A 9,379-nucleotide genomic window follows, 5' to 3' on the forward strand; every position below is an offset into this window, starting at 1 on the left:
TCCCCGCCGCGACCCACCCGCTCACCCTCGACCCCGAGGTACGGGTCGCCCTGATCACCCTCTCCCAGGGCGACCGCGGCGAACTCCTCGACGCCGTCGACCACCGCTTCCAGGGACTCGTCGTCGCCGCCTTCGGCGCCGGCCACGCCCCCGCCTGGCTCGTCGAACCCCTCGCCGCGCTCGCCCGCCGCATCCCGGTCGTCCTCGCCTCCCGCACCGGAGCGGGACCGACCCTCACCGACACCTACCGCGGCCCCGGATCCGAGTACGACCTGCTCCGGCACGGTCTCGTCCCCGCCGGCCCCCTCGACCCCGCCAAGGCCCGCATCCTGCTCCACGCCCTGCTCTCCGACGGGGCCGCCGGGCCCGAGGGCTACGACCGCCCCCGCATCACCGCCGCCTTCGCCCACCTGAACGGCGCGGGCCTCGCCTGAGGACGGCCGGGGACTCGCGTGAGAACCGGGCGGGGACTCGCGTGAGAACCGGGCGGGTCCTGCCCGAGAACGGCGGGGACCCGCCCGAGAACGCCCGGGAGAACCGCCGGTGACGCACTCCCGGCAGGTCCGGGCCCCACCACCCCTGCCCGACGCCGAGAGCATCGGGCAGCATAGGGCCATGTCCGTACTGACGCGCGACGAAGCGCAGACCCGTGCCCAGCTCCTCGACGTCCAGCACTACAGCGTGGACCTCGACCTCACCACCGGCGACGAGACCTTCGAATCGACCAGCCTCATCCGGTTCACCGCCCGTACCGCCGGGGACACCTTCGTCGAGCTGAAGCCCGAAACCCTGCACTCCGCCCTCCTGGACGACGAGCCCCTCGACACCGCCGCCCTCGACGGCAACCGCCTCCCGCTGCACCTGAGCGAGGGCGAGCACGTCCTGCGGATCAGTACGACCATGCGCTACTCCCGCACCGGCGAGGGCATGCACCGCTTCGCCGACCCCAGCGACGGCGAGTCCTACGTCTACACCCAGCTCTTCATGGAGGACGTCCAGCGCGTCTTCGCCGCCTTCGACCAGCCCGACCTCAAAGCCGTCTTCGAGCTGACCGTCACCGCCCCCGAGGGCTGGACCGTCCTCGCCAACGGCATCACGGAACAGCAGTCCGACGGCCGCTGGCGAGCCGCCCCCACCCCGCCGCTCTCCACCTACTTCGTGTGCGTCGCCGCCGGCCCCTGGCACTCCGTCCGCACCGAGCACGCCGGGCTCCCCTTCGGCATCCACTGCCGCCGCTCCCTCGCCCCCCACCTCGACGCCGACGCCGACGAGATCCTCGCCGTCACCAGGGCCTGCTACGACCGCTTCCACGAGAAGTTCGACGAGCCGTACCCCTTCGACTCGTACGACCAGGCCTTCGTCCCCGAGTTCAACGCGGGCGCCATGGAGAACCCCGGCCTCGTCACCTTCCGCGACGAGTTCGTCTTCCGCTCCGCCGTCACCGTCACCGAGCGGCAGACCCGCGCCATGGTCATCGCCCACGAGATGGCCCACATGTGGTTCGGCGACCTCGTCACCCTCCGCTGGTGGGACGACATCTGGCTGAACGAGTCCTTCGCCGAGTACATGGGCTACCAGACCGTCAACGAGGCCTGCTCCGACCTCTTCCCCGACACCTGGGTCGACTTCGGCGTCACCCGCAAGGCCTGGGGATACGAGGCCGACCAGCGGCCCTCCACCCACCCCGTCGCGCACCGCCCCCGGCGACCACCCCGACCTCGACGACGACACCGTCGCCGCCGTCCGCCGCACCCTCCTCACCCGGGGCCACGCCGTCCTCGGCCGCGCCCAGGCCGACGGCCGCCTCTGGCTCAAGGCCACCCTGCTCAACCCCCACGCCACCTCCGGCGACCTGGCCCAGCTCATCACCCTCGTGGAAGGCAGCACCCACCGATGACCGGCAGCACCTCCCAGGACGACCCCGACCGGCCCCACGACCTCGTGGGCGTCGGCATCGGCCCCTTCAACCTCTCCCTCGCCGCCCTCGCCCACGGCATGCCCGGCGGCCTCGCCACCGCCTTCTACGAGCAGAAGCCCGCCTTCCACTGGCACCCCGGCCTCCTCATCGAGGGCGCCACCCTCCAAGTCCCGTTCCTCGCGGACCTGGTGACCCTCGCCGACCCCGCCAGCCCCTGGACCTTCCTCAACTACCTCAAGGCCCGCGAACGCCTCTTCCCCTTCTACTTCGCCGAGAAGTTCCACATCCACCGCGCCGAATACGACGCCTACTGCCGCTGGGTCAGCGAACGACTCCCCGGACTCCACTTCGGCCACCAGGTCGACTCCGTCCGCTGGAACCCCGAACGCCGCCTCTTCGAAGTCGACTTCACCCAGATCGACCCCGACGGCGAGGCCGAGGCCCTGGGCCGCGCCTACACCCGGAACGTCGTCCTCGGCGTCGGCACCGAGCCCTACGTCCCCGAGCCCCTCAAGCCGCTCGCCGACGCCCCCGGCGTCCCCGTCTTCCACTCCGCCGACTACCTCACCCACCGCGACACGCTGCTCGCCGCCGAACACGTCACGGTGATCGGATCCGGCCAATCAGGGGCCGAGGTCTTCCTCGACCTGCTCCGCGCCCGCCCCACCGGCGCCGAGAAGATCCACTGGCTCGCCCGCACCGAGGCCTTCGCGCCGATGGAGTACTCCAAACTGGGCCTCGAACACTTCACCCCGGACTACACCCGCTACTTCCACGCCCTGCCCGAGGCCGTACGCGGCGACCTCGTCCCCCGGCAGTGGCAGCTCCACAAGGGCATCGACACCGACACCATCGCCGCCATCCACGACGAGCTCTACCGCCGCACCCTCCACGGCGGATGGCCCGACGCCGTCCTCACCCCCGGCGTCCGGGTCCGCACCGCCGGCCGCGTCGCCACCACCCAGGTCGAGCTGCACCTCGAACACCTCCAGCAGGGCACCCGCTCCCGCCTCACCACCGACGCCGTCGTCCTCGCCACCGGCTACCGGGAGCGCTCCGTCGACCGCATGCTGGCCGGCCTCGACCCCTACCTCCGCCACGACTCCGCCGGCCGCCCCCGCGTCGACGAACGCCACCGGCTCGTCCTCGACCCCTCGGTCACCGGCGCCGTCCACGTCCAGAACGCCGAGAAGCACACCCACGGCGTCGGCGCCCCCGACCTCGGCCTCGCCGCCTGGCGCAGCGCCACCATCCTCAACGCCGTCACCGGCAAGGACCCCTACCCGCTGCCCCGCCGCACCGCGTTCACCAGCTTCGGCCTGGAGACACGAGAGGCGCCGAGCATCCCGGCCCAGGGCCAGAAGCTGACGCCTCTCGTACAGCAGTGACGGCCGGGGCCCGTCCGACCGGTCACCACCGGACGGGCCCCGCCGGACCTCAGAAGACGGGCACCCCGTCCCGCGTCAGCTTCCAGTCCACCGACGCGAACAGCGCCGGATCCACCGTCCCCTTCGCCTGCACCCACTGGATGATGGTGTTGCGGATCTCGTCCGAGTTCGCCCACAGCTGCTGGGCACCCGCGACATGCGGGAACGCACCGCCGCCACTCGCCCGGTAGTTGTTCACCGCCAGCACGAACCGCGCCGCCGGATCCAGCGGCCTGCCCTCGAACGACAGGTTCACGATCCGCGAACCCGCCGGCCTCGCGATGTCGATGTCGTACGTCAGCCCCGACACCGCGTCGTAGTTGTAGTCCGGGATGCCGTCGGCGTTCGTCAGCTTCGCGGTGTCGAGCGGCGCCCCCGCCGGCGTCTGCACGTAGTACCGCGCCGAGAACTCCAGGTAGTCCTTCAGCTGCGCACCCGTCATCAGACGGGCCTCCAGCGTGTTCTCGAAGGGGTACAGGCCCGCGGCGTCCTTGATCGAGACCTGGCCGGCCGGGATCCGGGCCGTCCGCGAGAAACACGAGGCCTGCGAGAGCACCGGCAGCGCCGCGTGCGCGCCACCCGCCAGCGCCGCCTTCACGGTCTCCGCCTGCACCACGTTGATCAGGTCGATGATCGGCTCGTCCTTCCACGGCGCGTCGGCCGTGGTCATCGCGGCGGTCGAGGTGCCGATGATCTGGTTGACGTACGCCACGACCTTCCGGTGCTCGTCCCCGAGCAGCCCGGTGATCTCCGGGTCCTCCGCCACCGTGTTGGAGTTGAGGACCCGGGCCCCCACCTTCTCGACGGTCCAGCGGCCCTTCTCCCACACCAGGTCGAAGTCGAACAGCGTCAGGCGCTGGCCCCACTTCAGCGGCTCGGACAGGACGACGTCCTTGCCGGTCCGCTTGTTCCGCACCCGGTACTCCGGGATCTCGGTGTGCGCGTGGCCCACGAGGATCGCGTCGATCCCCGGCACCTGCTCCGCGACCAGCCCGGCCGCGTTCTCGACGTACGGCAGCTGGTCACCGTACGAGGACGTGCCGCTGGACCCGGAGTGCGCCGACACGACCACCACGTCCGCGCCCATCGAGCGGAGCTTCGGCACCCACTTCGCCGCCTGCTCCTCCAGGCCCGGGAAGACCATCTTCCCGCTGACGTTCGCCTTGTCCCAGATGGCGATGCCGGGGTTCGTCAGCCCGAGGACCGCGACCCTGACGTCCTTCCCGTGCGGCGTGCGCAGCCGGTGCATGCTGTACGGCGCGAACGCCGGTCGCAGGGTCTTCGCGTCCAGCGCGTTCGCCCCGAGCAGCGGGAAGTCGCACTGCTCCTCGAACGTGCGGAGCACCGGGATGCCGTAGTTGAACTCGTGGTTGCCCAGCGCGGCGGCGTCGTAGCCGATGGCGTTCATCGCCTGCGCCATCGGGTGCACCGGGCCCCGGCGGGCCGTGATCGGGTCGACCTTGGCGTAGTAGTACGACAGCTGCGTGCCCTGGATGGTGTCACCGGCGTCGATGAGAAGGGTGTTGAGGCGTCCCTTCTCCTTCCGCACCTGGTCGACCAGCGTGGAGATCTTCGCCAGGCCCACGTCGTTGTGCGCCTTGTCGTCGAACTCCTTGTCCGTGAAGTAGTCCCAGTTGAAGACGTTGCCGTGCAGGTCGGTGGTGCCCATCACGGTGAACGAGTACCGCTTCCGCGGACGTGGACGGCCGTGGCCGCCATGGGCCTCCGCGGGAACGGCGACGGCTCCGGCGACGGCCACCCCGGCCCCGGCGGCGGCCGAGCGCTCCAGGAACGTCCTGCGGTTCAGCGGCATGTGTTCTCCCTTGTGGTTCCGAGCCGTTGTGCGCCGACCGTGGCGCACAACGCGCGTAGATTCTGGCTCAGACGGCACCCCGGCAACAGACCTTTCGGGTTACGGAGTGGGAAAGTGTTCGGAGGACGACCGCTGCCGCACCCCGAGGAGCAGGACGTGACCCAGGAACACGCGACCCCCGACGCACCCCAGGTGACCGTCCGAGGCGAAGGCCGTCTGGAGGTCGACCCGGAACTGGCCCTGATCTGGGTCACCGTCTCCGCCCGCGGCCCCGACCGCGCGACCGCCCTCGCGGACCTCACCCGCCGCAACGCCCAGATCCTCGACCTCGTCAAGGCCCAGGGCTCCGCGGTCGAGAAGCTGGAGACCGGCAGCCTCTCGATCTCCCCCGAACTCACCCGCAAGGGCCGCGGGGAGCGGGTGCACGCCTTCCACGGACGGGTGCGGATCACCGCCGAGCTCTCCGACTTCACCGTCCTCGGCGAGCTGGTGACCCGGCTCGCGGACCTGGAACTGACGAGCGTCGACGGCCCCTGGTGGTCGCTCCGCCCGGACTCCGCGGCCAACGCGGAGGCCCGCCGGCTCGCGGTCACGGAGGCCGTGCAGCGGGCCCGGGCCTACGCGGAGGCCCTCGGCACCTCGCTCGCCTCACTCCTCGAACTGTCGGACGCGGGGGTGGCCGAGCCGATGATGTCGCGGCGGGCGGCCTTCGGCGGGGCGGCGGTGGCGTACGCGGCGGAGGGTGCCGGCGAGGCCCCGCCGCTCGACCTCGAACCGCAGTGCCAGACGGTGACCGCCGAGGTCGTGGCTCGCTTCACGATGCGGCCGCCCGCACTCTGAGACAGGGGGCGCCGGGGCGCGGGAATCGCTCATCGGAGCACCCCGGCGCACAGATTCAAGACTTGTCAACAGCCTTTCACGGAAAGGTTGTTGAGTAGTCATGTCCCACCAACTCGCTACTGGTGGGTAAGCCCTAGGCTCGCACCATGCGCCGAGCGAAAATCGTTTGTACCCTTGGGCCCGCCACCGAAACATACGACCAGATCAAGGCGTTGATCGAGGCCGGAATGGACGTGGCCCGCCTCAACCTCAGCCACGGCTCGTACGCCGAGCACGAGGAGCGCTACCAGCGCGTCCGCAAAGCCGCCGACGAGACCGGCCGCAGCGTCGGCGTCCTCGCCGACCTTCAAGGCCCGAAGATCCGCCTCGGCCGCTTCCGTGAAGGTCCCGTACTCCTTGAACGCGGCGACGAGTTCGCCATCAGCGTCGAGGCCGTGGAGGGCGACCGCCACTGCTGCGGGACGACCTACTCCGGCCTCGCCGCCGACGTCACCGCGGGCGAGCGCATCCTCGTCGACGACGGCCGGGTCACCCTGGAGGTCGTCTCCGTCGACGGACCCCGGGTCAACACCGTCGTCATCGAGGGCGGCATGGTCTCCGACAACAAGGGCCTCAACCTCCCCGGCGTCGCCGTCTCCGTCCCCGCCCTCTCCGAGAAGGACATCGAGGACCTCCGCTGGGCCCTCCGCGTCGGCGCCGACGTCATCGCGCTCTCCTTCGTCCGCAGCGCCCGAGACATCGACGACGTGCACCGGATCATGGACGAGGAGGGCCGCCGCCTCCCCGTCATCGCCAAGATCGAGAAGCCACAGGCCGTCGAGAACATCGACGAGATCGTCGCCGCCTTCGACGGCATCATGGTCGCCCGCGGCGACCTCGGCGTCGAGATGCCCCTGGAGCAGGTGCCGATCGTCCAGAAGCGCGCCGTCAAGCTCGCCAAGCGCAACGCCAAGCCGGTCATCGTCGCCACCCAGATGCTCGACTCGATGATCGACAACTCCCGCCCCACCCGCGCCGAGGCCTCCGACGTCGCCAACGCCGTCATCGACGGCACCGACGCCGTCATGCTCTCCGGCGAGACCAGCGTCGGGCGCTACCCGATCGAGACCGTCCGCACCATGAGCCGCATCGTCGAGGCCGCGGAGGAGGACGTCCTCGCCAAGGGCCTGCCGCCGCTGACCGACCGGAACAAGCCCCGTACCCAGGGCGGCGCCGTGGCCCGCGCCGCCGCCGAGATGGGCGACTTCCTCGGCGCCAAGTTCCTCGTCGCCTTCACCCAGTCCGGCGACACGGTCAAGCGCCTCTCCCGCTACCGCTCGCCCATCCCGCTGCTCGCCTTCACCCCGGACCCGGCGACCCGCTCCCAGCTCAACCTCACCTGGGGCGTCGAGACCTTCCTCGGCCCGCACGTCGACTCGACGGACGCGATGGTGGCCCAGGTGGACGAGGAGCTCCTGCGGATCGGCCGCTGCCGGAAGGGCGACATCGTGGTGATCACGGCCGGCTCCCCGCCGGGAGTGGCAGGCTCGACGAACCTGGTCCGCGTCCACCACATCGGTGACCCGCTGACGTAGGGGGGCAGGGTCTGGCGCGGAGGAGTTCACGCGGGTGGGCGACGATCACTGACTGCTCGTCGCCCTTCGAATCGAAGGAAAAGTGCCCCAGGTGGGATTCGAACCCACACTGTCCGCTGTTTGAGAGCGGCCTCTCTGACCAGTTGGAGTACTGGGGCCTTGGAAAGCGAGGGAGATACCCTCCCTGTGGGGCACCACATTACAGGAGCTAGGTAGGCTCAGGGGAGCAGTACTTGCCCCGCACCGAGGAGCCCCCGTGACCGCCCCCGAGTCGCCCCAGCCCGCCGACGACGCCGACGCGTCGCACGTCCCGCCGCTGACGACCCGCGTCGTCATCGCCGAGGACGAGGCCCTCATCCGCCTCGATCTCAAAGAGATGCTGGAGGAAGAGGGCTACACGGTCGTCGGCGAGGCCGGTGACGGCGCCAAGGCCGTCGAGCTCGCCCGCGAGCACCGCCCCGACCTCGTCATCCTCGACGTGAAGATGCCCGTCCTGGACGGCATCTCGGCCGCGGAGAAGATCGCCGGCGAGTCCATCGCCCCGGTCCTCATGCTCACCGCCTTCTCCCAGCGCGAGCTCGTCGAGCGGGCCCGGGACGCGGGCGCCATGGCGTACCTCGTGAAGCCGTTCAGCAAGAGCGACGTGGTGCCGGCCATCGAGATGGCCGTCTCCCGCTTCTCCGAACTGCGCGCCCTGGAGCAGGAGGTCGCCGACCTCTCGCAGCGCCTGGAGACCCGCAAGCTGGTCGACCGCGCCAAGTCGATCCTCCAGACCCAGTACGGCCTGACGGAGCCGGCCGCGTTCCGCTGGATCCAGAAGACGTCGATGGACCGCCGCATGTCCATGCAGCAGGTCGCCGAGGCCGTCATCGAGGACGCCGAGGAGAAGAAGGCGGCCAAGGGCCAGTAGCCCCGCCCTGCTGTCCGTACGCACGGAGAAGGCCCGCCCCACGGCTCTGTGGGGCGGGCCTTCTGTCTGTGGTGCCGACCCGGCGGGTCAGTCCTCGCCGAGGTACGCCTTGCGGACGGACTCGTCGTGGAGCAGGTCGCGGCCGGTGCCCGAGAGCACGACCTTGCCGATCTCCATCACGTGGCCGTGGTCCGCGAGGGCGAGCGCGGCCTGGGCGTTCTGCTCGACGAGCAGGATGGTGGTGCCCTGGGCCTTGAGCTCGGCGATGGTCGCCATGATCTTCTGCATCATGATCGGCGAGAGACCCATGGAGGGCTCGTCGAGCATCAGCAGCTTGGGCTGGGACATCAGCGCCCGGCCCATGGCGAGCATCTGCTGCTCACCGCCGGAGAGCGTGCCGGCGGCCTGCTTGCGACGCTCGCCCAGGATGGGGAAGAGGTCGTAGGCGCGCTGGACGTCCTTGGCGATGCCCGCGGTGTCCTTCCGGAGGAAGGCGCCGAGCAGGAGGTTCTCCTCGATGCTCATGCGGGGGAAGATGTGCCGGCCCTCGGGGGAGTGGGCGAGCCCGAGGGAGACGATCTTGTGGGCCGGGATCTTGCGGAGGGACTTGCCCTCGAACTTGATCTGGCCGCCGACCGGCTTGAGGAGCCCGGAGAGGGTCCGCAGGGTGGTGGTCTTGCCGGCGCCGTTGGTGCCGATGAGGGTGACGACCTCACCGGCGTCGACGGAGAAGGAGATGCCCTTGACGGCCTCGATCTTTCCGTAGGCGACGCGCAGGTCCTCGACTTCGAGCAGTGCGGTCATGCGTCGTTCTCCTTGCCCGAAGCAGGGTCGTGCTTGGTGTCCTCGGCGATGACGACGCGGGTCGTCAGCGGCGGGACGTGCGACGCGTCGGCG

General features: G+C 70.5%; 6 protein-coding genes, 1 tRNA gene and 3 pseudogenes. 7 read left to right on the plus strand and 3 right to left on the minus strand.

Annotation, left to right across the window (positions count from 1 at the left end; genetic code table 11):
- The 4 genes and pseudogenes from EAO70_RS22080 to EAO70_RS22095 all read left to right on the plus strand — a co-directional run.
- Positions 1–434 (plus strand): annotated as a pseudogene (locus EAO70_RS22080) (asparaginase); the annotation flags it as partial.
- Between the two features lie 181 nt (positions 435–615).
- A pseudogene (locus tag EAO70_RS22085) lies at positions 616–1,638 on the plus strand (M1 family metallopeptidase); the annotation flags it as partial.
- A 76-nt stretch (positions 1,639–1,714) separates the two neighbouring features.
- Positions 1,715–1,897, plus strand: a pseudogene (locus EAO70_RS39425) (aspartate aminotransferase family protein); the annotation flags it as partial.
- Positions 1,894–3,306 (plus strand): lysine N(6)-hydroxylase/L-ornithine N(5)-oxygenase family protein, encoded by a 1,413-nt coding sequence (locus EAO70_RS22095; RefSeq protein ID WP_148005293.1) that lies wholly within the window; start codon positions 1,894–1,896, stop codon positions 3,304–3,306. The pseudogene EAO70_RS39425 and the gene EAO70_RS22095, both read left to right, overlap by 4 nt.
- 49 nt (positions 3,307–3,355) lie before the next feature.
- Here EAO70_RS22095 and EAO70_RS22100 read toward each other — a convergent pair whose 3' ends face one another.
- Entirely contained in the window at positions 3,356–5,158 is a 1,803-nt protein-coding gene (locus EAO70_RS22100; protein ID WP_148004560.1) for a bifunctional metallophosphatase/5'-nucleotidase, read from the minus strand.
- A 156-nt stretch (positions 5,159–5,314) separates the two neighbouring features.
- Here EAO70_RS22100 and EAO70_RS22105 point away from each other — a divergent pair, with 156 nt between their 5' ends.
- Complete coding sequence (locus EAO70_RS22105; protein WP_261992983.1) at positions 5,315–5,998, plus strand: SIMPL domain-containing protein; 684 nt, start codon at positions 5,315–5,317, stop codon at positions 5,996–5,998.
- Positions 5,999–6,144: 146 nt separating this feature from the next.
- Positions 6,145–7,572, plus strand: a complete 1,428-nt coding sequence (pyk, locus tag EAO70_RS22110; RefSeq protein WP_148004561.1) for a pyruvate kinase — start codon at positions 6,145–6,147, stop codon at positions 7,570–7,572.
- 83 nt (positions 7,573–7,655) lie between these two features.
- Here pyk and EAO70_RS22115 read toward each other — a convergent pair.
- Positions 7,656–7,730: transfer RNA gene (locus EAO70_RS22115), tRNA-Leu, on the minus strand.
- A gap of 98 nt (positions 7,731–7,828) precedes the next feature.
- On the opposite strand from EAO70_RS22115, the gene EAO70_RS22120 reads away from it, so the two are divergent.
- Entirely contained in the window at positions 7,829–8,482 is a 654-nt protein-coding gene (locus EAO70_RS22120) for an ANTAR domain-containing response regulator (RefSeq protein ID WP_015032844.1), read from the plus strand.
- A gap of 87 nt (positions 8,483–8,569) precedes the next feature.
- Here EAO70_RS22120 and EAO70_RS22125 read toward each other — a convergent pair whose 3' ends face one another.
- A complete protein-coding gene (locus EAO70_RS22125; protein ID WP_148004562.1) occupies positions 8,570–9,286 on the minus strand; it encodes an ABC transporter ATP-binding protein in 717 nt (238 codons plus the stop codon).
- Positions 9,287–9,379: the final 93 nt, after the last annotated feature.

The organism is Streptomyces sp. adm13(2018), from assembly GCF_008042145.1.
GTDB lineage: Bacteria > Actinomycetota > Actinomycetes > Streptomycetales > Streptomycetaceae > Streptomyces.